Genomic DNA, 24,164 nt, shown 5'->3' on the forward strand with positions numbered 1-24,164 from the left:
TTATAAAAAATATAATCCAATATTCTTAACGCTAACTTACTGTTAAATTTGAGATGATATAACGATTTAAACAATAATTATAAATTATAAGGCATGAGATTAGGAAAGATAGACGCAAAAGTATTCTCCAGTGTGATTTATCCGCATCTGGGTAAGATAAGAGAGGAAGTCATAGTACCACCACAAAATGGTGTAGATACAGGCGTAATCGACCTGAATGATGGAAGGGTTTTAGTAGTTAAAACGGATCCCGTATTTATTGTACCTCAACTTGGATTCAGAAAATCTGCCTGGTTTGCAGTCCATATCTTAGCGAGTGATGTAATGACTTCAGGAATTCCGCCACAGTATGCGCTAATTGATCTTAATCTTCCCCCCAGTATAAAAGACGATGAATTTCAGGATATGTGGGTAGGAATGCACGAAGCTATGAAAGAAATAGGGGTAATGGTAGTTGGTGGGCACACGGGTGTATATGAGGGTACAGATTATCCTATGATTGGAGGCTTTTCGATGCTAGGTATCGGAAGTAAAGAAACTGTCGGAATGCCATCAAAGGTTAGGGTAGGTGATGATGTGATAATGACAAAGGGACCTGCAATCGAGGCAGTAGCGTTACTGACCAATTTACATCCAGAGTACTTCAGACAGAGAACCAGTAGCAAAGAGCTCTTCGAAGATGCTTATAACTTATACTGGCAGATGAGTTGCTGGAAGGATGGGCTTATAGCTTCAAAGATTGGTATACACCTAATGCATGACGCTACCGAAGGAGGAGTCTACGGAGCATTAAATGAGATAGCAAAGGTGACGAATAAGATGATAAAGATATATGAGGATAGATTATTCATTAGACCCAGCGTTAGGGAAATAACCAGAATAGTGGAGATTGACCCGTGGTCATCAATAAGTGAGGGTACCATGATTATTGTAAGTGATAAGGGAGAGGAGATAAAGAGAGAGCTCATTCGAAATGGAATTGAGGCTGAAGTTATTGGAAAGATTGATAGTGGTGAGGGAGTGGAATTGGTAGGTAAGGATGGGGCTAAGACAAAAATAAATCCACCTGAAGAGGATCCTTTCTGGAGAGCCTTCTTTAAGCTATCTAAGGAAATGTGATGTAGTAAAAAGAGGAACAAATAAAAAAGTACGTGATGGCTTTTAAAACATTCTTCCTTTTTTACTTTCTTCTGCCAATAAATATAGCAACTATTCCTAATGCTAGTGCTATAATAGCAGCTATTAACGCTCCAGTGGCAATTGAGGATTGAGAGGACAATCTCGAGTCTAGTGTACTGGAAACCGACTGTAAATTGTTATTTAGGGTACTTGAAACCGACTGAATCTCGCTGTGAGCGGATTGTAAACCTTGATTTAATTGGTTGCTGAACGTCACATAGGTTGATGTCTTATTGAATAACCCTGTAGTTTGCTGAGCAACAACAGTCAATGTATAAGTACCGTCAGGATATTTTGTGGTATCGAGTTGATAGCTAAATGTTCCACTACCACTAAAAGTCGTCAATAACTGATTATCTAGGTATAGACTCACTTGCGATACTTGACTACCTGAGACGGTTATACCAATATTTACAGTACCCGTTAGATTACCTAAGGGAACATTTATTTGAATCGTGGGAAGTGATGGTGAGACACTGAGAATCTTAGAATTTATCTCTGAACTGATCTTGGAGTTAGTTAAGCCTGCACTATTAACGGTTGTGGATATTAGGTTAATATTACTATTTACTGCATTTATTGAGGCAACCTGTGAATTCACGATTGTAATATTAGCATTCTCGACGGTTATTGAGGACACATTAGAGCCCACAAGCATAAAGTTACCATTTGATAGAACTACGTTCTGGAGGATATTACTTCCTAAAACGGAGTTACCCGTTATATTTACGTTTCTTAAAACCATATTGTATAATTTCACGTTAGAGAGTGTCTGATTTTCCATTAGTGTATATGGAGTTACGTAAAAGGTATATGCAGAACTTAAGTCATTTGTTGTAGGTACACCATCTGCAGAAACTCCTGAAATCAATATCTGGAATGGACCTGTGAAGTAAGTTAAACCTTTGAAATAGCTTAAGTTACCTAATGAGGAAGCTGATGGTATAGTGAAATTGCCCTCCCATAGTTGAATAGATGGATTGTAGAATAATGGTATATTGACATTCGCACTTATATTTGAATAGCTGGAACTAAATGTCATTGGATAAACTGTAGCTGAATACATCCCATATTTTACAGGTGTTCCATTTGGATATGTAATATTAGCATAGACGTATACTGTTTGACCTTGATATACATACTTTTCAATATTTATTTGTGGTACACTGTACTTTGGTACAACATAAATCTGTCCGTAATAGAAACCTGTGAATACTTGACCCAATGTTGACGAATTATAACTTGCGAATAATAATATCGTGTATAGACCAGCATTTAGGTTCTCTGGAACTGGTATGTAGCCATAGTACTGACCTAATGGACTATAAGTGACTAGTCCCTGACTGACTACTTCACCCTGCTGGTTGACTAACTCAGCTTTTATTGTGATTCCCTGTGCTATATTTGGATCAGGAATGTTTGTCAATGGTGTTCCTTGTATTATTATTGACTGACCACCTGCAACAGCACCTGGTTCAGCAATAACTTGCGGTCGTATGAAGAGAGACTGTAAATAAATTCCGTTAGAGAATGCTACTATACCATAAGCGTTGTTCACGTAAATTAGATCATCACCCACTGTCAGGTTAGCCGGTAAAATACCTACCCATTCAGACGCTTTATTATTATATACTAAAGTAATGTTAGTTAGGAATGTATATGCATTATCTGTAATATTATAAGAGTAAACAGAGGCTTCGACTGTAAAGTTAGTAGGTGCAGGATTCCCGTTAATATCTGTGACAACTGCCTGAACTGGGTTTATACCAGAGTAGAATGGAGTCATAGTTACCGGAGATAAGAAAGTCACGTAATAACCTGAAAATGTTTCAGTGAAACCATAGCCACTTGTTCCTTGAGAACTTCCATATACTACAACTGACAAGATTCCATTAGCAGTTGAAGGAAGGGTAAACTGTCCTGTCCATAAGCCAAGGCTTGAATTATAAGTTAGAGGTATGTTAGTCACATTTCCATATAAGTCCTCTAATACTGCATTGAAGCTACCTGATGAAACAACGGTTCTATTAATAGTTATATTAGCTACTACAGTCATTGTTTCTCCAGGCATGAATGTACTCTGAGATCCCTGAGGACCTAATAATTCAACCATGATAGATAGAGAACTCTTAAGTTCTGATCTGTGCGACTTTAAGTACTGCGCAAACTCTCCTGCATTCAGAGCTCCCCAACCTGTGGCTAAATTGTAGCCGTAACTAGATGTCCATGGAATATTATATCCGAATGTTATTGGGTAGAATATTTTAGAATATAACTGAGGATTCTCGCCTATCTGATATAATAGCGGATTTATAAGCCCTAGACTATGGTTAACATAACTCATAACAGCTACGAGCATTCCTGCTAGTAATGGAGAAGCTTCACTTGTTCCTCCGGTTATGAGTGTCTGATTGAATCCACCTATTATATATATTCCAGGGTAAACATTAGCATTCGCCGAAACGTCTGGACCAAGTCTACCATTTGGATATGTTTTAGGAGAAGTTATACCCCATTGATACCAAGGTTTAGGTTCTACAATACTTACACCACCAGTGCCTCCTCCGTAGTTCACTCCATTAGGCACAAATCCATAATTGGACCATGCAGTCTGATAGAATGACCCATTGGGGAACTGAATGTATGTTGTAGTTCCTCCAGCTGAAAGAACGTAGGGTGATGTAGATGGATATCCAGGTGTTCCTAAAGGACCATTACTATAACCTGAACCGCCTACATCTCCGCTACTTGCTATAAATGTTATGCCCTCCACTGAGCCTAGTGCGTAGTATACATCAGTGAGAGCTATGTTGGTATAATAAATTGGGGCAGGATAACTAGATAATGAACTTTCAGATATGCTGAAACTTTGAGATATTATATTAACTTTATGTTGCTGATCAATATATGCAATTACTGCTGATAATGGCAAATTCAAATTTGCAATATATAACACCATATTTGCTCTAGGCGCCATAGTATGAGCTGACTCTACATCAAGGCTAATTTCTGAATCCCAGCCTGTTGCAATACCTAAGCCTGGATTATAAGGACCAATTGGAACGATAGTGAAGTTAGGCGGATTAGGTAACTTGACAATACTGTCATAGTAAGCTAACTGCTGTTGTATGTAAGGGTTACCGGCAAAATCTAAAATACCTATGGTAAAGTTCTGACCTTCATATCCTTTACTGTATAGTGAAGTCAAGTTGTAAACCTTCTGAAGTGCAGTAGGCCAATATGCCTCTATGGGTGCAGTAGTATTGGGTAGACTCCTGAAAGATCTTAACGACCCCTCTGAGATAAGTGTACTTGGATGTCCAAATATTAATTTTGTTACGTTTGAGGAGTATATGTAAATATTATCCACTTTCGGTGTTCCGTATATAGTGTAATATGATACGCTTCCATTGTTCATCATTACGTATTGCACTCCCAAATAGTTCTCAACTTGTTTTACTGTTCCTGTTGCTACGATAACAGAATCAGCTGCAGTGTAAACTATATTAAATCCTGAGCTTTTGAGGTAACTTAATATTTCATTGAACTGGTCTGTAGGGTAAAATAATTTCTCTACCTGCGCTTGTGTGAGAAAATGCTGATAAAGAGGAGAGGAAGGATTTGATATTTGGTTGACATAATAATAGAGTAGGTCAATATTCTTTAGCGGTATGTAAACTGTGAATTCCACATGATAGTTAGATGGAAGGGTACCAACTTCATTGAAACCCTTTATGTTAATCGGCTGTATATACTGCGTAGCTCCTTGGGACTTTAAAATTAAAGCAGTTGGTATTATAAAAATACAGACTAAAAAGATAGATATTATCTTTTTTGCATACTTCATGAATTCTTGTGGTATTCAAAAATATATAAGTTTTATTTATGTATTAAAGGATCCAAATTATTTTTAAACTAGTGCATTAGATTTTATAATTATTATACTTTTCCGTCGATAAAATAATATAATGTTTAATATTCTATACATAAAGAATATAGTAAAATCTAGAAAAATTAAAAATATTTTACTTAAATGTTATTTCTTCTCAAGACTCTTTAATGCCTTTATAAGGGAAGCTGCAAAGTAAGGTAGGTCACCAGGATGTCTAGAGGATATTAGATTATCGTCAACGACAACTGCCTCATCAAGATATTGTCCTCCTGCAGCTATAACATCGTCTTTAATTGAACCATAAGAGGTCAACTTCCTTCCCTTTACAACATTTGCAGATATTAAAACTTGGGGACCATGGCAAATCGCAGCAACAGGTTTCTTCAAATCAAAGAACCTTCTTGTTAAGACCTTTAGTTCTTCACTATTTCTAATGTTCTCAGGACCCCTTCCACCAGGTATAACTAATGCTAAATAATCCTCGGGTCTAACGTCCTTGAAGGCAACGTCTGAAATAACACTGTATCCATGTTTACCTGTGACCTTAGCTTTAGCTTCCTTCCAGGCAACTACTGGCTTAAAGCCTTCTTCTATTACCCTGTAATAGGGGTAAAGGAACTCTATATCCTCAAATTCCTCTCCTATTACAAACAAGACTTTCTTTTCGTTCATAAATATATATGACCGTTCATAAAATTTAAGGTTAACCGCCTTAAAATTAAGGTCTTATATTTTAAACTAGAAGTAAAATAGGAAACTAGTGAAAAACAAAAAGAAAGTAATTAAGGAGATAGAGCCGTGGGGCGTTAATATACCTTATTTGATACTAGGGTTAGTGTATTGGGGGATAGGAGGGATATCAGCATTCAACAATTTACCCCACCATTTTTACTTCATGATGATTGGAACTTATTCTATCTACTTTGGGATGATCTCCAGGCTATTTTTCCCTGCTAGGAACTATCTCGCAACTCATCTTACTTCGCTTTTCCTCTTGGCTATACCTTATTACCCTTTTCAAGCCCTTGCATCGTTAGTGTTGATAATTACAGAACTGTGGTCTATCTCAGATATAAGAGGATACGGTAGTAGATTTCCTTTAAACTTACTAGTCTTATCCTCACCTTTCGCTTCCCTAATAGGTTGGATATTTTACGTCCAATTTGGATACTTTGTATTAGTACCTCCACTTCTCCTCTATCTATTGGGTGTTAATATAGGAGTATTTAGTGCAACCTTAGGAATAAAAGCTAAACTAGGGTTCAAACAATTTTCCGTATTTATCTTAGTTCTGCTGTACCCAATTTCAATTAGTATAACGATTGCAGGTTATGTTTTATGGTTACTGTATAAAACTCGAGTAAAGGAGAGAAACCTATCATCAATTTTAACCCTGTCTGTAGCCGTAATTGTATCTTTTTCCTCACTCTTTCTGGGAGAGCAAATACATGCTTTCGCTTTCGGGGTTATGATACCTTTCTTCTTTAACTGTATTACGTATTCAACATCCCGATATAATTACGGGAAGCTTTTCCCAATACCTATACTATCAGCCCTCTCTTACTTTATGCGATTTGTAAATCTTCCTTTATCGTCAGTATTTTTCATTTCAGCTGTCCTAATCTTCCTCATTTTAAATAGACATAATTTTACTATAAGGACGATAAAGTTAGGCATGTCCAGTAAATATCTGCCAAGGAATTTAGAGTGAGATCAAATGTGTAATAAATTTTGAAATGATCTTTTAAATTATATAAAGTTGGACTATGAATTATGAGTGAGAGGATATACAGGGGGAATATGATTAGTATCATAGCATCAGCATTTATTTTAGTTGAACTTATATTAGTCCTTATAAATGGACTTCAGTACCTATTTTCAACCACATCTAAATTACTGATGTGGATAATATTTATCTTAGCCCTACCATCTTATATCACATATTCTAGATCAAACCTCAAGAAAAGTTTCTTTATGAGAGTATTTGGAGCATTAGCAATAGTCATAGCATTTGCTGGACTTATACTAATCCAGTTGAATCAGTTTATTGGAATCGAAACGTTAATACTAGGTTATATGTTTGAGCCCCTTGCAGGAATATCTATATACCTCTCGCTTTATAACGTGAATAAACTATTCTCCTCATTATTTTTCTATGGCGCACTAATATACACGATAGGGCTTCCCATGTATCTAATAAACTTAGGCATAGTCTCTGTAGCTGGAGATGTGATAAAAATGATAGGGTTATTTATGTTAATAATGTCTTTTTACACTAAAAGGAGAGTACTTTAGAACTAGTATTGTGGACTGAAATATGAATTGCTCTCCGTCTTAGGTATTCCGCCTAAATTTATATGATACAGTAGCTTCCGTTTCTTTAATTTAGCTCAAACGTAGAAGAATTCCCTTCAGTATTGAGTATAAATACCTGAATTTGCATTATACATTATGGAATCTGGTGCAAAAATATTTTTGGAAAATTTGAAAGAGTTAGGTGGAGTTGATAAAATATTTATAGTTTCAGGTACGGATTATGCGGCGTTTATTGAGGAGAAAGCAAAAGATGGAGCACTACCTGAATTTATTGTTGTACCTCATGAAATAACAGCTACCGCAGCTGCTATGGGCTATTCACTCGGAGGCAAAACAGGGGTAGCAGCAGTACATACCATTCCGGGAACATTGAATGCGCTAGGTATAATTGTAGACGCTTACACGTCAAGGATACCACTTATAGTTATAGCAGGCAGAAGTCCTTATACAGAGGAGGGACATGAGGGAAGTAGAAACCTCAGAATCCACTGGACTCAGGAAGCTAGAGACCAAGGTACAGTGGTAAGGCAATGGATAAAATGGGACTTCGAAATAAGAAAAGTTGAACAAATTCCTGAGGCTATAGCAAGAGGGATTCAGCTAGCTTACAGTGAACCAAGAGGACCAGTTTACATAACAATTCCTAGAGAAGTAAGCGTAGAGAAGACACAGTCTCGAATATCGAGAAAGTTATCAACCTTTGAACCTGGAGCTAGATTAGAGGACATTAGGACAGCTCAGAGGATGATCGAGGAAAGTGAAAGACCTATAATACTCACCTGGAGAGCAGGTAGAAGAAAGGAATGGTTTGATGAGATGAAGAAATTTGTTGATAACACAGGGATCCCTGTAGTGCATTACATCGGGGAAGTGGTAAACTACGAAGGTGACTTTGGGTTATATGAGTTTGACATAACGAATTCAGATTTAGTGATCGTTGTAGAAAATGAAGTGCCATGGATACCTAAGAAGGTCGGAAAAATAAATGCTAAGGTCATAAGGGTAGACGTAGATCCGTCATATTCTTATATACCTTTCTATGGATTTCCCTGCGACCTATGTATACAATCAACTGTCTCAGATTTCTTTTCAAGATTAAAAGTGAACGAAAAGAAAGAGTGGAAGGAGAAGGTACTAGAAATTAAAAGTGAGCAAGATAAGAAGAAGATCGAAGAGATAGAGAGATTGTCCAAAGGGAGGGATAAAATACATCCTAGATTACTCTCTTATATGATCACCAAGCTCTCTAGGGAACTGCTGGGAGACCAATATGCCATATTTAATGAATACCCGTTTAATCCGAAATATGCTAAACTGCATTTTGGACAATACTTCTCAGATCCAGCATTCGGTCATTTGGGTTGGAGTTTAGGTGCATCCTTCGGTTTCAGTCTAGCCACAAATAAGAAAGTAATAGCTACTGTAGGTGATGGATCCTTTATATTTGGAGTTCCTGACGCATTCTATTATGCAGTTAGGAGTTATGGGGGTGATGTTACAGTGATAATTTATGACAATGGAGGTTGGCTCGCAAGTGCAGAAGCCACAGCTCATGTCTATCCTGAGGGAGAGGCAAGAAAAAGGCAGAACTATCCTGGGGCAGACTTCAAAAGGTATAATATAGGAGAGGGGGTTAGAGCATATGGAGGTTTCTACAAAGTAATAGAAGAAGTTAGTGAACTGGAGTACTCTCTGAAAGAGGCTATATTAAATCGAGGACTATCAGTCCTGCAGGTTATAGTGGAAAAAACTAGATGACTTGAATAATACAAAAATTAAGGGAACTCTTCTTTACCTTATTTTTTCACTTTCCTCTGTCCAATACAGATCTACTGTCCTAGTCTCAGGTCCTATCAGAGCAGCTATACCATAAATTACAGCAGCTAAAATTAGGAAGAACGCAGCGACAAACCATGGGTCTCCTCCCTCAATACCTGCAAAATATGCTGAAAGAGGTATAGAATATATTGGCATCCAAGCTGATATAAATACTCCAGAACTATAACCGAAACCGACACCGCTAGCTCTTCTCTTCGTTATGAATCTTTCTGATAGATACACTGGCACAAGTCCCCAAGGCCACTGGGTTAACCAACCTATCAAGAAGGAACCGAGGAATAATAACCCTACATCGTTTGCTTTAGCAGCATTGTACCATAAATAGAAAGAGGGTGTAGCTAAAATTATAGTTACAATTGCTGCTATTAGAAAAGCCTTCTTTCTTCCGATGAAATCTGAAGATAGACCCCATAGTGTAGCAGCTATAGCTGCAAATACACCTGCTAAAGAGTAATACAGCGACGCCTCTTGTGTAGATAGACCAGCCTTTGTGAGTATTCCAGTGGCAAAATCAAATAGTGAATAAGAGCTGAAGAATAGTCCAGTCATTAACACGAAGACATTTAAGAACGTGTATAACGTTGGTGGTCTGAACAGCGAGAAGAATGGAATTCTCTCTAGTTTCCTCTCACTTAGAGCCTTTCTGAAAACAGGAGTTTCTGGGACTAGGTATCTTATTATAAAAGCAACTGCTGCAGGAATTAGTCCAGTGAAAAAGACTAATCTCCATCCGTAGTCGCTCATCGCTTTATCTCCTAGAACTGAAATAAACAGATAGACTATCCCTGCACCTATAGCAGTTCCCCATGAGAACGCACCTTGGGCAATACCACTTACTAGTCCTCTCCATTTACTTGGTGCATATTCTATAGCGAAAGGATGTCCTACAGCATATTCTCCTCCTACAAATATTCCCTCTATGAATCTTAACACTGCGTATAAAATTGAGGCAGCTATTCCTATTGCAGCATATGTGGGTAAAAGTCCAATTAACGCGCTAAACACTGAAAAACCTATTATAGTTATCATTAATGTCCTTCTTCTACCCCATACGTCACCGAAGTTACCGAATATTGCGCTTCCTAAAGGCCTTCCGATCAGAGTAAGTCCTAATCCTAATGCTAAAGTCACGAAATATCCTACAAGGCCTGTTAAACCTGGTGGTACTAGGTTTTTCTCTATATATGGTGTTAGGGCTGATACGAATAGTAGATCATAGGCGTCTAGCATGAATCCTAAAAACTGGGAAGTTAGGGCAAGCTTTGCTTCTCTTGTCCAGCTTTCCATATGATAGATTAATATAACCAGTTAATAAATTGAATGTTAGAAAAAGGAAGTCTATTGTTTAAAATTTTTGTCTAAAATACGTATGGTTTGAAAACTGGTCAAATTTTATATTGGATTAAGTTTATAGTAAGCTATTCCAAAATTGTAACTCATAAAATTGTATTATTGTAGATATTTCTTTATATCTACCTAAATACCTTGAAACTATGGTCTCCACTTTGTTATCGTCGATTTCAACTCTTCCAAAGAGATCAAGAAACCTGACATCAGCTTTACCTCTAAAAGCATTAGCAAGCCTTCTGCAATTTTCCGCCCAAACCGGAAGATTGACTGTCAATGCAACAGCTTGCTCTCCGGAATTTCCATAGTTTGCCAACCATGATAGGTAATGCGTATAAGATATGGCAGTGGGAAGTGGTGAGTAGGTTTTCTTTGCTACTTCTCTAAGTATTTTTAGACCTTCATAATCACCTTGAAGAGTTGAAAGGAAGAAGTCTAGCTCGTCCTGCTGATTAGCCCTACTTACCATGATCGCTAGTGATCGCAGATCGTAATTTACGATATACCATTGTTGGTCATAAAACAACTCGAGTTTACTTAATGGTAAATCTCCACTTTCTGCCCTCAGTATAAAGGGATGATTTAATATTTTTTCGTTTAAATTACTTAACTCCTGTCTTAACTCCTTTAACATATAAAATTAGATAAGGGGGAGAAATTTAAACAGTTTTCCTTATGCAAGGGTTAATACTACATTCTCTTTCTCGATGTCTTTTTCAGCGTAAACTTCATCACCATTAAGTTTTACATTAAATCCCAGCTTTCTTCCTATTTTAATCATTGGAGTATTTTCAGGGAGTGTGTAAAATCTCACTTTTGATATTCCCATTTTCTTCGCTTCACTTATCAATGCTAATACTAATTTTGTACCAAGACCCAGCTGTCTATACTCTGGATGAACCACTAGAGCAAATTCTCCATCTTTGTAGATGGAGCCCTCAGCAATTATTTTACCCTGATACTCAACAACTATTGTTCTATGGTCCAAACAATCTGCAATTCTCTTTGCATCATCTTCAGTAGGTTTGTATAGATGGAAATAGCGTAAGTAGAGGTCTTCGTCAGTTAAGGAGGAGTAAAGTTGATATATTTGTTGCCAATCCTCTTTTCTCGCTATTCTCAATGTTATTTGTTCACTCATTTTCTCACTTATATATTACAATTTGGGTTTAAATACTTATCCACTATGTATAAACATGGAAACTAAAGTATAATTATTTGAAAACTGTACTATAGATTACGTATTCTAAATTCAACTTTTTATTATAATAAGGAGTAAAACAAACACAAAGGTTAAATTTAGAAGTATTTTTTAAAAAAATTTTATCTTCCTTTATACTTGGGCTCACGTTTTTCTATGAATGATTGAACTCCTTCCTTGAAGTCCTCAGTCTTACCCAATTCACTTTGTAATAATGCTTCGTACTCGAGAAAATCATCCATGTCCTCAAATAATATCTTATTCACCATCTTCTTTCCTGCCACATAAGTTAAGAACGGACCTGCAGAAATTCTTTGAGCTAGCTTAACAGCGTCTGACAGGGGATCCTCAGATATTTTTACCAACCCCCACTTTTCAGCATCTTCTGCTGTAAATTCCCCTCCTAGAATTAATAGGTCGTACGACTTCACGCCGACTAGTTTAGCTAAAAAGTAAGCTACACCTGTATCTGAGGTAAGACCAATTCTCTGGAAAGCTGTCACAAACTTTACATCTTTTCTACTTATCCTGAAATCTGTAGAGAGTACTATTCCTAAACATGCACCAGCAACAACTCCGTTAATAGCAGAAATATACAATTTATTTGGATTTCTTATTTCCTTAATAATAGGTTGGAAGGTATACTTGAGGTCAGCGTAAATGTCCTCAACCATCTCACTTAAATCAGCTCCTACACAAAATCCCCTACCTTCTCCAGTCAGAATCACTGACTTAACAGTAGGATCAGCGTTTAATTTTCTTAATATCGATATCATATCATTCCTTGTTTTTAGGTTAAGTGCATTCAATTTTTCAGGTCTATCGAACTTTACTATTGCATAACCATCTTTGTTCTCAACTATCATTCTTCCCACCTGGGTTTTCTCTTTTCTAGGAACGCCTTCATACCCTCTTTAGCTTCTTCGCTAGCTAGAGCTACATAAAAGTTTCTCCTCTCTATGTCTAAACCCTGTTGAAGATTAGTCTCTAATGCTCTATTTACAGCTTCCTTTGCTAAAATTAAGGAGAATAAGGGCTTTGAGGCTATTTCATTAGCTAATCTAATAGCCTCATCTATCAGTGAACCGTCTGGAACAACCTTAACCACTAATCCCATATCTTTAGCCTCCTTGGCAGAAATGAGTTCACCAGTTAGTACCATCTTCATTGCGTTATACTTTCCTACTGTTCTAGTCAATCTCTGTGTACCACCTGCACCAGGGATTATACCCAGGTTAATTTCAGGCTGACCAAATTTAGCTGATTCAGATGCAATGATTATATCACAAGCCATAGCAAGTTCGAGTCCTCCACCTGCTGCCACACCATTAACAGCAGCTATTACAGGTTTCTTAAAAGCCCTCATTTTCTCCCATAAAGGCATATGACCTTTAAGTACAATTTCTTTTAAAGGAGTGTCGACCATTTCTTTTACATCTGCACCAGCTGAAAAAGCTTTACCTTCTCCTGTAATTATCACAACTTTTACTGGAGACTTCTCCAGTTCGTCAAGAGCGTTAACTAGATCATCCACCATTTTAAAGTTTATTGCATTGAGCCTGTCAGGTCTATTTAATTTTATGATACCAATCTTTTTATCCTTCGTCTCGAGCTTTATTGTCTCGTACATCAATATTTAAGCTACCTACAAAAATAAAAATTCATAACAAAATTATGATGATAATTTCCTTATGTCAAAGGATTCGTCCTTCAGCTTATCTACCTTACTCTTTATGTCTACCTTATCTTGAATTAACTTATTTATAGCCTCTAATTCACTCATATCTCTGTTGAATGCAACATAACCTATAACTAACCCTCCTTTAACATAAATTACATTCAAGGATTTCTTGTCAAAATTACCCCTCATAACATAGTCATCATACCCAGTTGTCTCCCCACCAGACTCTATATGGAGGTCAAATATATCGGACCAAACTGTAGACAAAAAGTTATAACTCTCATTTTGACCCATCATATTTCTCGCAGCTAATTGACCAGTATAATATGCGTTATTCCAGTGTTCTATCCTCCTCCTTTTTCCTGAGACTGGATCAAGAATATTAGCTACATCTCCAGCAACATAAATGTCTTCCTTAGCTTTTAGATGTTCGTCTACTAATATTCCGTTGTTAACTTGTAATTCGTTAGCTATCTCGACATTAGGGCTTATACCTACAGCCACGAGAACCATGCTACTCTCAATTTTCTTTCCACCAGACGTTATTACACTATTAACCCTTTGGCTTCCTTCGAACTCCTTAACACCTTCGTTCAGAAGGAAAGTCACACCCTTATTCTCAAAGTACTTCCGTACCATTTCAGAAACTTTTTCATCCACAAACGTACTCCATATGAAAGGCTTTACCTCTATTACCACAGGCTCAAAACCTAGGCTCCTGAGACTAGCGGCTACCTCAACACCTATGAAGCCTGCCCCAACAATTACTGGCTTTTTACCGTGTTTCAAATCCTCCTTAATTGAATCTGCATCACTTAAAGTTCTAAGATAATGAACTCCATTAAGATTCTCGCCATGGATACCAAGTTTCCTAGGCTTTCCCCCTGTTGTTATGAGCAATTTATCAAAGTTCAGTGTTTGTCCTGTGGAGAGTGTTAAAAACTTCTCCTTCACATTTAACCTTTCGACCGTAGTGTTAAGCATTACTTTCAGGTTATCCCGTTGATAAAATTCAGGCTTTTCAAAGAATAAACTGTCCCTATCCCTTTCACTCCTCATATACTCCTTAGATAATGGAGGTCTATCATAAGGTAAAGAACTATCACTAGTAACTAGTGTAATATTTGCCTTAGGGTCTATGTTTAACATCTCTTTTAGTGCGTGATAACCAGCTATTCCACTTCCTATAATAACATACTTAGAGGTAAGTTTTGATGACACATCTAATATATCAATAACGTAGTATATAATCTCGTATTTCAAATAAGAGTTTATTAATTATCAAACGCTAGTTTAAAAATATGAGAAAGGTCGCAGTTATAGGTGTAGGACACTCTAAGTTTGGAAAGAGAGATGACGTAAGTATCCAGGAATTAGCTTGGGAGTCAATAAAGGAGGCCTTTGAAGATGCTGGAGTAACCCAGAAGGATGTTAATACTGTGATATTAGGTAGTACTGCATACAGAGGTGTTGAACTTTATCCAGGACCTATTGTAGCTGAGTACTCAGGTTTAACAGGAAAAGTACCCATGAGAGTAGAGGCTATGTGTGCTACAGGTCTCGCAGCTGCTCTAACAGCCTACTCCCTTGTAGCATCTGGTCTAGCTGAAATAGCTATGGCTGTGGGCGTGGATAAAATGACTGAGGTCGATACTTCAACCTCTTTAGCAGTGGGAGGAAGGGGAGGAAACTACCAGTGGGAATATCACTTTTACGGTACTACATTTCCTACTTATTATGCTCTTTACGCTACTAGACACATGGCAGTCTTCGGTACAACAGAAGAACAAATGGCTCTAGTATCGGTTAAGGCACACAAATATGGAGCAAGTAATCCTAAGGCTCACTTCCAAAAACCTGTCACAGTTGAGGAAGTGTTAAAGTCTAGGGTTATTTCATGGCCTATTAAGCTCCTTGATGCATGTCCAATTAGTGATGGTTCCGCAACAGCAATATTTGCCTCGGAAGAGAAGGTGAGAGAGCTAAAGATAGATTCACCAGTGTGGATTAGTGGAGTAGGATTTGCTAATGACTACGCATATGTTGCGAGAAGAGGAGAGTGGTTAGGATTTAAGGCTACAACATTAGCTGCTCAGGACGCTTATAAAATGGCTGATATTACGCCTAATAGTATAGAAGTTGCTACAGTTCATGATGCGTTTACCATAGCAGAAATAATGGGGTATGAAGACCTAGGATTTGTAGAGAAAGGTAAAGGAGGAAAGTTCATAGAGGAGGGACAAAGCGAAAAAGGAGGAAAAGTCGGTGTGAACTTATTTGGAGGCTTAAAGTCTAAAGGGCATCCTTTGGGTGCTACTGGCTTATCAATGATTTACGAGATAACTAAACAGCTTAGAGAAGAGGCAGGGAGTTTACAGCAACCACTTAAAAGATACACTGGACTGGTTCATAATGTGGGAGGAACAGGTCACTATGCATATGTTATGGTTCTTAGAAGATGAAAAAGTACGTGTTCATGACGAGTGATTTAAACCTTATTTTCTCCCTTATTGCTCTGTTCTCTTTTTACAGAATCTAAGTGATAAGCCAGAGCTGTGACATGAGCAATTATTTTCCCATCCTCGTTCTTAACCACTATTCTATATAGCGAAGTCGTTCTACCCTTACTCTCTTCAAAACCTTCAGCAATTATTTTCTCACCTAGAGTTGCTTGTCTTCTAAAATCTATGTCCATATGAAGGGCTACAGAATTCCTCGAAAAGTTGCTTATGTATTCAAAAGCGGTATCGGCAAGAGCAAATATAAAAGAACCATGAACACCCCCGTGTATGTTGAGGTTTTCTTCCCTGACTTCAGCAGATACTTTAACATAACCTTCTCTTATTTCCTCTAATTTTAAATGTAGATATTTTGCAAAATTGCTTTCTCTGAGGTTCACAGTAAATCCCTATTCCATAATAATTACCCTCTTACTCTTACCCTCAAATCTGGGCAAAGATCCTACCTTTATGAATTCTATTTCCGGTGTCACGAAAGCAACTGTCCTTATTTCCTCCACTATTTTATGCTTCAACTCGTTAGAAGGGTTCTCGACCTCTAATTTCAGTATCATTTTATGTTCATTACCTCTCCTGTCAAAAACCACTTGATATTCGGCAATCTCTGAATACTTCATTAAAACTAAGTTTATAGCAGAAGGGTATATCTTCACTCCTTTGTAAAATATAACATCGTCAATCCTGCCCTTTATTATACTTATTTTAGGGTAAGGAATATCATCATCGCTTTCAGTAATCTTAGTAATGTCCCTTGTTCTATACCTAATCAGGGGCACAGCTTCTTTAGAAAGAGTTGTTATAACTAATTCTCCTTCTTCTCCCTCATCTAAAACTTCTCCAGTCTCTGGATCGACTATCTCAGCGATAAAATGATCTGTCCATATGTGCATCCCTTTATGATCGTCATAAGGACACTCCTGGGAAACACCTGGTCCCATAGCCTCTGTAAAACCATATATTTCTCTTGCACCCTCCTTTAGCGCTAACTCACTTTCTATCCTCTTTAGCATCTCCGAGGTCATTGCCTCTGCCCCCGGAATGGCAAGCCTCAAATTCAAGGTAGTTGGGTCAATGCCCAGTTTTTTGATGGTCTCAGCTACTACCAATTCATATGATGGTGTTCCGGTTATCACAGTAGCTTTAAAATCCTTTATAGCCTTGACCATTCCTTCGGTTCTCCCTGCACTCCACGGAATCACCTTTACTCCTATTTTCTCAGCCCCCTGTTGAAGACCAATCCCTCCTGTAAATAAACCGTAACCGTAAATATTCATCATTATATCATTCTTGTTTACGTTAGCAGTTTTGAGACACCTCGCTACCAGGTTAGACCAGACCTCGATATCATTAGTTGTATAAGCGTTTACAGTCGGTATACCTGTAGTTCCAGAGGTCATATGAAACCTTACAACCTTTTCAAACGGCACAGCTAGAAATTCTCCGCCATATGGGTATGCCTTATCTCTAAGCTCTTCTTTTGTAGTAAAAGGGAGTTTTCTTAAATCTTCCACCGTTTTTATATCTTCAGGAGAAATTCTTCTCTGTTGAAAAAGCTTCCTGTAATACGGAGAATTCTCATATACGTAGTTTATAAGCCTTCTCAATCTCTTTTGTTGGATCTCCTTTATGTCGTTCTTAGATAGTAGTCTAGGATTAGTTTCATCATATCCACTCACTCTACCACCTCAGCGATTATCCTCTGACCATCTGTAGATATCTTAACTTTACTTCCTACTCTTGGTCTTCCCTTAATCCAAGCCATCACACTTACTTCTCCCAGTCTAACTATTCCAATCACGTAATCTGGATACTTCTCGAATCCTTGAGGTTTCTGAGACACAATACTATAAGTCATTAGCTCCCCTTCGCCCTGTAATTCAACCCATTCCATTTTATCTGAACCGCAATTTGAACAGTCCTTTTGAGGTGGGAAATATACAGAGTTACAGGCGACGCACCTTGTAGCTACTACCTTACCCTCCTTTAGTTTCTCTAGGAATTGGTCTGGATAGTTTATTTTATAGTTGTAGGTTATCGGTAGCCCGTCTACTTTCAAAACCGTTACACCCTTAGAACACTGGAATGAAGTCGTCCTCGCTTATATCCTTTACTTCCTCTCCACTTATACCAAGTTCAGGCATATCAGGTAATTTTATCCCATATCTCTTCAAGGAAGCGCCTACTCTAAGCACAGCATCCTTCCATGCCTCCTCCTTTTCCTTCTCTGTGGGAATATAGAAGCCTGCATCTCTAGCTAGATCTTCCATTCTCTGATGGACTTCCAGGAACCAAGGAGGTAATTTCCAAAATTCCTTAGGGGGTTTGTAAGTGATTAGTGATAGGAACACAAAGCCAGCCCTAATTTGCTTCGTGACCAGTTTTTTCCTATCTTCGTTCATATTAGGGGCATTCTGGGTCATAATCAAATGGGTAAAGGCATAGTGACGTGTCTCGTCAACAGCTGTATTCTTAAAAATCTTTGAAAATTCTTCATTCTTAGCATTCTTTCCCATGCTAGTGAACACTGTTGTGGCTGCTGCTTCTCCCATCATAAATGACGTGAATAATACATCAAGAGCGTATTTCTTGTAAGCGTCTAAGTAAGCTTTCCAATATCTTGATCCGTTCCACCAAACCCACTGAACATTTAACATTGCCTTCTTCTCGAGATCATCTTGAGGTTTGAAATTCAATGGGAAACCCTCCATTGCATTCTTTATAGCTAGTCCGCAAACTAAGTTATGCCTATTTTCGTCCCAGGTTATAGTTGTAAGTATTCCTCTGACTGCAGTATCCAAATGGTGCTCAAATGACTTTACTACTGCATAAGCGAATACAGGGGTTGCATGATCGAAGTTTGATAAAAGACCATACCAATAGGCTATAGCCAGTCTCTGTTTCCTGTCTAATCCAGACATCCACTCCTTTACTCTCCTCCAATCAATGTTATCTTCGTCCCACTGCTCTTTTTTAGCCCTTCTATATAGTTGCCATGCTCTCTCGTTATCGAAATCCCATATTGGTGGATATATATTATATTCAGGGTAAGTGGGTGACTCTTCAAAATTTATTGATTCATACTTATTCTCCTTACTCATAAAATTCTCACAATTTTTTATTCACCATAATAATATTTAAAGTCATAATCAAACAAGTTAAATAAATAGGTATTATAAAAAGTAGCTAAATTAAAAATATTCATCAGGCAATTTATATAACTTTAACAGGATTAACTAGGGAACCTATTCTCTCTACGTGAACTTCCATAGTAGTACTTTTAGCCTCAAGTTTGTATTCAGATGTATCTTCAGCGCCAGAATACCCTACGGTTCCAGTTGTTATAACACTTAATTGGGGTATTGTGAGTATGGTGGAGAGCTCCCTTATAATCTCCTCGGGAGAAAATATGAACTCATCAGTTGTACTGTCTTGAATTACCTTATTATCATAAATGCTCATCATCCTAAGTCTGTCCAACTTAACCTCATCTGGAGTAGTTATAATAGAACCTAAAACTGCGAACGTATCCCTATTCTTATTCCTAAAATGAGCACCCCTCACAATCATTCGTTTCACTACTCCATCATTAGGATCCCTCCTCCTCGCATAATACCAATCCTTACTAGCCTCACCCGGAGCCGTAACGTCATTAAATACAGTGTAACCTAGGATGTAATCTTGTATTTTTCCAGAATTTATGTTCCTCAATTTTTCCTTAATAATTATACCTATTTCCACCTCAGGTCTAATACCACTCTTAGGGGCATAGACTATATCTCCGTTTCCAACTACGATAGAGGGGAGCTTAATGAAAAATTTAGGAGTTCCCAGCATCTCTTTTCCTTCCTGTTTACTCGAGGCACCCAGCATTTTATAAGAGTTGACCAAGACACAGAAAATTGAAGCAGTTTGGACAGGAAGAATCTTTACAGATCGAATATCATAACTTCCACCTTTAGGCTCTTTATTAACACTCTCCATTTCGATAATATCATTTCCTATAACTTCTCCCAATCTTACCTTTCCCTGATACTCAAAGAAAACTAATTTCATTTTCATTACGCCTTAGGATTAGGCATCTGATCCATGATATCCCTTACCAATTTCACATATTCTCTTTTCCTATCCTTAAACACTTCAGTGTACATTTGAGCCCATCTTATTGTGGGATCTCCTCTACTAAACCTATCATATTGTTCGTATCTCATACCACTCTCAGAGCCTATAACATCCCACAATAGATTGAATAGTTTTACTCTTTCAAGAGCTGGTAGACCCTTTGATGCAAGGTATTTCTCAAGCATCGCCCTTTCCTCAGGGTTCTCAAAATCCCTTATACCTGCGGGTATGGGTATAGATGAACCAGCTGAAATGAGCCTAAGGATTTCGTCAACTCTAGGTAAAGCCCTCATGTTGAAATGACTAGCTGTGATGGAGATATAAGGATTGGGTCTATATATGTTTGGTAAGTATTCTCCATTTTCCTCAGCTGCTATTAATGCTGCCTCATTCAAAGTGAGGTAAATCAGTATTTCTCCCAATTTTTCTTGGACATTAATGAAGTTATTGATACCAACTGATTCTGCAATAGCCATGGCTAACCCAGCGTAAAACTTCAATCTCGAGTAGTGTTGAATGGCAAAATGCCAATTAAACCATGTCCTTAGCTGAACAGTATGCCACATAAATCCTTCAATTTCTTCAGGCTTCTTGTAAAATATTATTCTATCCCATGGAATTAGAACATTATCTAAAACTAATATTGCATCAGATTCTTCAAATCGTGACGATATTGGATACTCGAATTCGCCTAGATTCTCCCTCGGATAGAAGCCTCTTCTTGTTATGAATTTTACACCCTTTGAATTTCCTGGTATAGAGAAGAATATCGCATATCTGGGATCACTATCTCTCCTTATGTTAGGCAAATACCACAACATCTCAGCATAAGGTCCCGCAGTACATATCATTGCTGCACCTCTAACTATAACTCCCTCATTAGTTTCCTTGACAACACCTATCTGAATATATGGATCCTCCCACTGAGATGGTGGTCTTGATCTGTCGTACATAGGGGCTACAATAGCGTGAGTATAGAATAGGTCTTTCTTAGTGGCTTCTTTATAAATATTTATCACATTCTCCATTATTTTACTTCCAAATACTTTACCAAAGTAATCCTCTGCATGTGCATAAAATACCATACTCCATATATTGAGATAGTCTGGACTCCTTCCGAAAAAGCCATAATAGTTGTCATAAATCCTGTTTAAACCTACCCTCATTTTCTTTAGGTCTTCTTTTGACCTGGGTCTGAAGAATGATATACTTGTGTCTTCACCGACATCCCTGTTGTAGACTCTTAAAGCTTCGTCTTCCCAATGTAGATCATAGTATTTGGCTACTGTCTTAATAGGTATTTTAAATGCGTGATGGTTTACTATATCTTCAACTTTTTCGCCATTATAGTAAACTTCTCCGTGATTTCCTTCCTTCAAACTTTTAATATATTCTTCTCCCCTTCTAATCATGTATTCCACCCCCTTAAATTACCCGTAAAGGGATCCTCTACGGGAATCCATTCATTTAACCAAGACTCGGGTATAGGTCTTGACCAGTAATCACTCCTATATCTAAATTGTTCATAAGTCCAAACTACTGGTTTCCACTTATCTGGGTCTAGGACTACATAATCACCCGTGAAGAACTCTAGTCTTCCACCATTCGGATCTCTCAGGTAAATGTATACTCCTTGGGTAACACCATGCCTTCCAGGACCTCTCTCTATATAGTCCCATAGCTCTGCTGAAGCCATTATATCTGCAGCTCTTATAACGTCCCTTAAATCGTGGACGTAATATGTAAAATGATGAAAACCGGGTGTTTTTCTTGATGATTTGGATATAGCTAGATTATGAGAGTCACCAGACTTAGTTAGCCAGGAGACCATCTTCTTTCCTTCCTTATCTAGAAAAATTTCAGTTTCATAAAACCCTAAACTCTGGTAGAATTTTATTTCGTTCTCAAAAACATTGGAATCCACCATGAGATTTACGTGAGCTAATCTTATGGGTGAAACTCCCTTATGTATATGAAACTTCATTCTAATGTCATCAACGTACTCCATATTCTCATAGAATACTGTAGGCATTCCACCAGTGTCAGAAAAGATTATTGCGTTATCCACTCCTTTTTCCTCGAATTTTCTCGTCTTAAGCCCACTAGCCTCAAGCTTTTCCCTCATCTTATCCACGTTTCTGACCCTAAAGGCTATATAGGATAACCCAGGTGACTCTGCCCTCTTGAGTACCAAACTATGATGCTGTCCTTCCTCGTATCCCCTCAGATACACATAATCACCATTCTTTTCTGTTTCATGAAAACCCAGTAGATCCCTGTAAAAGAAAAGAGACTTGTCCATATCTATTACTCTGACACAAACATGCGATAGGCGGAGTACTTCGCTCATAATATACATTTAGTTAAAAATAAAATAAAATAGGACAATAAAACAAGTTAGAGGTATAAGCTAAAAAGTATGAAAGCTGTTCATCCCTCTAGGTTAAATGAGTCAAGTAAAACTCAACTAATTTCTTTTCAGCTGACCTCAGGTGGTATAAAAACGTCACCTTACTTATGTTTAGCTTTTCTGCAAGTATATCGGCATTGGCTTCCCTAGGGTAATCTAAATATCCGTACTCGAAGGCAGCTTTCAATACTCTTACTTGTGATGGGGATAGATACGGGAAGAACATGTCATCTACTTGATCCACTTTTACCTCAATTAGCTCTCCATAACTCTTAAGTTGATCCACTATCTCATTAACTGCAGTACTTGTAGTTATGAAGTCCCATAGCTCTTTCTCTTCCTTAAGCTCGTTTCTCAGGAATAGAGTCTCATAATCGTAAAGTAGACCTGCTATAGAATTCCTATAAGTGTTAAGGAAATCTACATAGATATCAGAATCAAATTGGTTAACTTGCAATACCCTTAGTATTCCTTTATCCTTTGCTCTTTTCATTTTACTTAACTCATTTTTCTTTGAGGAGGGGAAAATAACTCTAGCCCTCAAGTACCCCTTCTCAGGATAAACATGATAATTAATAGTATAACCACTGAGGTCAACAGATGAAGTCCAACACTTATCATGGGCTATCAAAACTTTAACTCTGTTTAAATGCTTCTTCATTACCTAAATATTCTCGATTTTAATTAAAAACTTAATGTACTTAATGGAAAAAGCTTTCATATGAATAAAAAGAAAAATATGTATGATTAGAAATATTTCTTGCCCTCTCAAAAGTCTTCATGTAAAGGCTCTTTCTTCCTTACAAAAGTCCCATTCCTCAGATCATTTAAAGCTTCTAAAATTTGTTCTTCACTATTCATAACAATAGGTCCATACCAGTACACAGGCTCATTTAAAGGTCTACCTGAGATTAATATGAATCTACCATTTCCCGAGAGATCGACCTCGTCTCCCTCTCTATCGAAAATGATTAAGTTTCCAGAGTCAATATAGGGAGTGTTTACGGTCTTTATCTTCCCATCAACCACATAAACTAACACTGTATAGCCGTTCTTTACAGGTATTTTAACTTCCCCGTCCAATAACACGTCTAAATATGTTGGGTCAACTGGACTTTTAACCCTGACAGGACCATCAATGCCCATAAACTTACCTGATAATATCTGAACCTCTCCAAAGTCAAACCTCTCTTTCGGTAACTGTTTAACATCTCTGTATACGGGATCTGACATCTTCATATTAGATGGCAAATTCACCCATAACTGTAGACCATACATGTCCTCAGGTTTTTGATTATACCTAGCTATTTCCGTACCCTCTAATGGTCTGGGCATTTCCTGATGGAAAATTCCACTTCCCGCTGTCATCCACTGAGACTGCCCAGGATAAATCACACCTTTATTCCCCTCACTGTCCTGATGTTCTACCTTTCCTTTATAAAGCAAAGTTACAGTCTCTATACCTCTATGAGGATGCCATGGAAATCCTGCAAGATAATCTGAAGGATTAGATGATCCGAAGAAGTCTAGCAACAGAAATGGATCTGTATACTCAACTGTATGCATACCCCCAAATACTCTGTATAACTTTACCCCGGCACCGTCCATTGTGGACTTTCCTTTTATTAATCCTGAGACTCCTCTTTTCATAATAAATACTT

22 protein-coding genes are annotated in these 24,164 nt (G+C 37.7%); 5 read left to right on the plus strand and 17 right to left on the minus strand.

Features of this window, described 5'->3' with window-relative positions:
• Positions 1–93 precede the first annotated feature (93 nt).
• A complete protein-coding gene (locus SACI_RS11010) occupies positions 94–1,119 on the plus strand; it encodes an AIR synthase family protein (protein WP_011279064.1) in 1,026 nt (341 codons plus the stop codon).
• Between the two features lie 61 nt (positions 1,120–1,180).
• Here SACI_RS11010 and SACI_RS11015 read toward each other — a convergent pair whose 3' ends face one another.
• Both SACI_RS11015 and SACI_RS11020 read right to left on the minus strand, forming a co-directional pair.
• A complete protein-coding gene (locus SACI_RS11015) occupies positions 1,181–5,026 on the minus strand; it encodes a protease pro-enzyme activation domain-containing protein (RefSeq protein WP_011279065.1) in 3,846 nt (1,281 codons plus the stop codon).
• A 189-nt stretch (positions 5,027–5,215) separates the two neighbouring features.
• Complete coding sequence (locus SACI_RS11020) at positions 5,216–5,743, minus strand: type 1 glutamine amidotransferase domain-containing protein (protein ID WP_011279066.1); 528 nt, start codon at positions 5,741–5,743, stop codon at positions 5,216–5,218.
• Positions 5,744–5,831: 88 nt separating this feature from the next.
• On the opposite strand from SACI_RS11020, the gene SACI_RS11025 reads away from it, so the two are divergent.
• The 3 genes from SACI_RS11025 (at position 5,832) to SACI_RS11035 (ending at position 9,145) form a co-directional block, all read left to right on the plus strand.
• Positions 5,832–6,782, plus strand: coding sequence for a hypothetical protein (locus tag SACI_RS11025; protein ID WP_011279067.1), 951 nt, complete (start codon positions 5,832–5,834; stop codon positions 6,780–6,782).
• Between the two features lie 62 nt (positions 6,783–6,844).
• Entirely contained in the window at positions 6,845–7,366 is a 522-nt protein-coding gene (locus SACI_RS11030) for a hypothetical protein (protein ID WP_011279068.1), read from the plus strand.
• Between the two features lie 156 nt (positions 7,367–7,522).
• The gene (locus SACI_RS11035) at positions 7,523–9,145 is read left to right on the plus strand and encodes a thiamine pyrophosphate-requiring protein (protein WP_011279069.1); all 1,623 of its coding nucleotides are present in this window, start codon (positions 7,523–7,525) and stop codon (positions 9,143–9,145) included.
• Positions 9,146–9,178: 33 nt separating this feature from the next.
• Here the strand turns inward: SACI_RS11035 and SACI_RS11040 are convergent, their stop codons facing one another.
• The 6 genes from SACI_RS11040 to SACI_RS11065 form a co-directional block, all read right to left on the minus strand.
• Entirely contained in the window at positions 9,179–10,513 is a 1,335-nt protein-coding gene (locus SACI_RS11040; protein ID WP_011279070.1) for an MFS transporter, read from the minus strand.
• Positions 10,514–10,634: 121 nt separating this feature from the next.
• Positions 10,635–11,207 (minus strand): TenA family transcriptional regulator, encoded by a 573-nt coding sequence (locus SACI_RS11045; protein ID WP_011279071.1) that lies wholly within the window; start codon positions 11,205–11,207, stop codon positions 10,635–10,637.
• 39 nt (positions 11,208–11,246) lie between these two features.
• A complete protein-coding gene (locus SACI_RS11050; RefSeq protein WP_011279072.1) occupies positions 11,247–11,714 on the minus strand; it encodes a GNAT family N-acetyltransferase in 468 nt (155 codons plus the stop codon).
• 182 nt (positions 11,715–11,896) lie between these two features.
• Complete coding sequence (locus SACI_RS11055; RefSeq protein ID WP_011279073.1) at positions 11,897–12,640, minus strand: enoyl-CoA hydratase-related protein; 744 nt, start codon at positions 12,638–12,640, stop codon at positions 11,897–11,899.
• The gene (locus SACI_RS11060) at positions 12,637–13,404 is read right to left on the minus strand and encodes an enoyl-CoA hydratase/isomerase family protein (protein ID WP_015385795.1); all 768 of its coding nucleotides are present in this window, start codon (positions 13,402–13,404) and stop codon (positions 12,637–12,639) included. The genes SACI_RS11055 and SACI_RS11060 overlap by 4 nt, the downstream gene beginning before the upstream one ends.
• Before the next feature lie 42 nt (positions 13,405–13,446).
• Positions 13,447–14,676 (minus strand): NAD(P)/FAD-dependent oxidoreductase, encoded by a 1,230-nt coding sequence (locus SACI_RS11065; RefSeq protein WP_176586706.1) that lies wholly within the window; start codon positions 14,674–14,676, stop codon positions 13,447–13,449.
• Between the two features lie 80 nt (positions 14,677–14,756).
• Between SACI_RS11065 and SACI_RS11070 the strand changes: the two genes are divergently transcribed.
• Positions 14,757–15,917 carry a thiolase domain-containing protein gene (locus tag SACI_RS11070; protein ID WP_011279076.1) on the plus strand — a complete coding sequence of 387 codons (1,161 nt, stop codon included), beginning with the start codon at positions 14,757–14,759 and terminating at the stop codon, positions 15,915–15,917.
• Positions 15,918–15,943: 26 nt separating this feature from the next.
• On the opposite strand, the gene SACI_RS11075 is transcribed toward SACI_RS11070, so the two are convergent.
• The 9 genes from SACI_RS11075 to SACI_RS11115 form a co-directional block, all read right to left on the minus strand.
• Positions 15,944–16,354, minus strand: coding sequence for a PaaI family thioesterase (locus SACI_RS11075; protein WP_011279077.1), 411 nt, complete (start codon positions 16,352–16,354; stop codon positions 15,944–15,946).
• A gap of 9 nt (positions 16,355–16,363) precedes the next feature.
• Positions 16,364–17,650: a phenylacetate--CoA ligase gene (locus SACI_RS11080; protein ID WP_011279078.1), complete on the minus strand. Its 1,287-nt coding sequence runs from the start codon at positions 17,648–17,650 to the stop codon at positions 16,364–16,366.
• Positions 17,647–18,030, minus strand: coding sequence for a Zn-ribbon domain-containing OB-fold protein (locus SACI_RS11085; protein ID WP_011279079.1), 384 nt, complete (start codon positions 18,028–18,030; stop codon positions 17,647–17,649). Before SACI_RS11085 ends, SACI_RS11080 begins: the two co-directional genes overlap by 4 nt.
• A gap of 13 nt (positions 18,031–18,043) precedes the next feature.
• Positions 18,044–19,072, minus strand: coding sequence for a ferritin family protein (locus SACI_RS11090; RefSeq protein WP_011279080.1), 1,029 nt, complete (start codon positions 19,070–19,072; stop codon positions 18,044–18,046).
• A gap of 112 nt (positions 19,073–19,184) precedes the next feature.
• The gene (locus SACI_RS11095; protein WP_011279081.1) at positions 19,185–20,027 is read right to left on the minus strand and encodes a fumarylacetoacetate hydrolase family protein; all 843 of its coding nucleotides are present in this window, start codon (positions 20,025–20,027) and stop codon (positions 19,185–19,187) included.
• A 5-nt stretch (positions 20,028–20,032) separates the two neighbouring features.
• Positions 20,033–21,505, minus strand: a complete 1,473-nt coding sequence (locus SACI_RS11100) for a 4-hydroxyphenylacetate 3-hydroxylase family protein (protein ID WP_011279082.1) — start codon at positions 21,503–21,505, stop codon at positions 20,033–20,035.
• The gene (gene hpaD, locus SACI_RS11105; protein WP_011279083.1) at positions 21,502–22,443 is read right to left on the minus strand and encodes a 3,4-dihydroxyphenylacetate 2,3-dioxygenase; all 942 of its coding nucleotides are present in this window, start codon (positions 22,441–22,443) and stop codon (positions 21,502–21,504) included. Before hpaD ends, SACI_RS11100 begins: the two co-directional genes overlap by 4 nt.
• Before the next feature lie 88 nt (positions 22,444–22,531).
• Positions 22,532–23,164, minus strand: a complete 633-nt coding sequence (locus SACI_RS11110; RefSeq protein ID WP_011279084.1) for a helix-turn-helix domain-containing protein — start codon at positions 23,162–23,164, stop codon at positions 22,532–22,534.
• A gap of 107 nt (positions 23,165–23,271) precedes the next feature.
• Positions 23,272–24,153, minus strand: coding sequence for a pirin family protein (locus SACI_RS11115; RefSeq protein WP_011279085.1), 882 nt, complete (start codon positions 24,151–24,153; stop codon positions 23,272–23,274).
• Positions 24,154–24,164: the final 11 nt, after the last annotated feature.

It is taken from the genome of Sulfolobus acidocaldarius DSM 639 (assembly GCF_000012285.1).
GTDB classification, from domain to species: Archaea; Thermoproteota; Thermoprotei_A; order Sulfolobales; family Sulfolobaceae; genus Sulfolobus; species Sulfolobus acidocaldarius.

What these genes read in the sequence shown, in the direction of transcription:
- SACI_RS11010 (WP_011279064.1), top strand. Translation starts at nt 94, where the DNA reads ATGAGATTAGGAAAGATAGACGCAAAAGTATTCTCCAGTGTGATTTAT.
- SACI_RS11015 (WP_011279065.1), bottom strand. Translation starts at nt 5,026, where the DNA reads ATGAAGTATGCAAAAAAGATAATATCTATCTTTTTAGTCTGTATTTTT.
- SACI_RS11020 (WP_011279066.1), bottom strand. Translation starts at nt 5,743, where the DNA reads ATGAACGAAAAGAAAGTCTTGTTTGTAATAGGAGAGGAATTTGAGGAT.
- SACI_RS11030 (WP_011279068.1), top strand. Translation starts at nt 6,845, where the DNA reads ATGAGTGAGAGGATATACAGGGGGAATATGATTAGTATCATAGCATCA.
- SACI_RS11035 (WP_011279069.1), top strand. Translation starts at nt 7,523, where the DNA reads ATGGAATCTGGTGCAAAAATATTTTTGGAAAATTTGAAAGAGTTAGGT.
- SACI_RS11040 (WP_011279070.1), bottom strand. Translation starts at nt 10,513, where the DNA reads ATGGAAAGCTGGACAAGAGAAGCAAAGCTTGCCCTAACTTCCCAGTTT.
- SACI_RS11045 (WP_011279071.1), bottom strand. Translation starts at nt 11,207, where the DNA reads ATGTTAAAGGAGTTAAGACAGGAGTTAAGTAATTTAAACGAAAAAATA.
- SACI_RS11050 (WP_011279072.1), bottom strand. Translation starts at nt 11,714, where the DNA reads ATGAGTGAACAAATAACATTGAGAATAGCGAGAAAAGAGGATTGGCAA.
- SACI_RS11055 (WP_011279073.1), bottom strand. Translation starts at nt 12,640, where the DNA reads ATGATAGTTGAGAACAAAGATGGTTATGCAATAGTAAAGTTCGATAGA.
- SACI_RS11060 (WP_015385795.1), bottom strand. Translation starts at nt 13,404, where the DNA reads ATGTACGAGACAATAAAGCTCGAGACGAAGGATAAAAAGATTGGTATC.
- SACI_RS11070 (WP_011279076.1), top strand. Translation starts at nt 14,757, where the DNA reads ATGAGAAAGGTCGCAGTTATAGGTGTAGGACACTCTAAGTTTGGAAAG.
- SACI_RS11090 (WP_011279080.1), bottom strand. Translation starts at nt 19,072, where the DNA reads ATGAGTAAGGAGAATAAGTATGAATCAATAAATTTTGAAGAGTCACCC.
- SACI_RS11095 (WP_011279081.1), bottom strand. Translation starts at nt 20,027, where the DNA reads ATGAAATTAGTTTTCTTTGAGTATCAGGGAAAGGTAAGATTGGGAGAA.
- SACI_RS11100 (WP_011279082.1), bottom strand. Translation starts at nt 21,505, where the DNA reads ATGATTAGAAGGGGAGAAGAATATATTAAAAGTTTGAAGGAAGGAAAT.
- hpaD (WP_011279083.1), bottom strand. Translation starts at nt 22,443, where the DNA reads ATGAGCGAAGTACTCCGCCTATCGCATGTTTGTGTCAGAGTAATAGAT.
- SACI_RS11110 (WP_011279084.1), bottom strand. Translation starts at nt 23,164, where the DNA reads ATGAAGAAGCATTTAAACAGAGTTAAAGTTTTGATAGCCCATGATAAG.
- SACI_RS11115 (WP_011279085.1), bottom strand. Translation starts at nt 24,153, where the DNA reads ATGAAAAGAGGAGTCTCAGGATTAATAAAAGGAAAGTCCACAATGGAC.